The organism is Pseudomonas sp. L-22-4S-12 (genome assembly GCF_009799935.1).
Lineage (GTDB): Bacteria > Pseudomonadota > Gammaproteobacteria > Pseudomonadales > Pseudomonadaceae > Aquipseudomonas.
The window spans coordinates 1-569 of record NZ_WELL01000020.1; the positions used below are offsets into that span (position 1 = coordinate 1).

Genomic DNA, 569 nt, shown 5'->3' on the forward strand with positions numbered 1-569 from the left:
CTGGTGCGCTTCAAGGGCAAGCTGCAACCGGGCATCACCCTGCGTGACCTGGTCCATGCCATCCCTTACTACGCAATCAAGGCTGGCCTGCTGACCGTCGAGAAGAAGGGCAAGATCAACGCCTTCTCCGGCCGCATCCTGGAGATCGAAGGTCTGGACGAGCTGACCGTTGAACAGGCTTTCGAGCTGTCCGACGCCTCGGCCGAGCGCTCCGCCGCCGGTTGCACCATCAAGCTGCCGGAAAAGGCCATCGCCGAGTACCTGCGCTCCAACATCACCATGCTGCGCTGGATGATCGGCGAAGGTTACGGCGATGCCCGCACCCTGGAGCGTCGCGCCCAGGCCATGGAAGCCTGGCTGGCCAACCCGCAACTGCTGGAAGCCGACAAGGACGCCGAATACGCCGAGATCATCGAGATCGACCTGGCCGACGTCAAAGAGCCGGTGCTCTGCGCGCCGAACGATCCGGACGACGCCCGTCTGCTGTCCAGCGTGGCCGGTGAGAAAATCGACGAAGTGTTCATCGGTTCGTGCATGACCAACATCGGTCACTTCCGCGCCGCCGGCAA

General features: G+C 63.3%; 1 protein-coding gene. It reads left to right on the forward strand.

Annotated features, from left to right (window positions below):
* Positions 1-569 (forward strand): aconitase family protein (locus F3I16_RS20955; protein WP_256670263.1); only part of this gene is annotated, 569 nt, incomplete at both ends.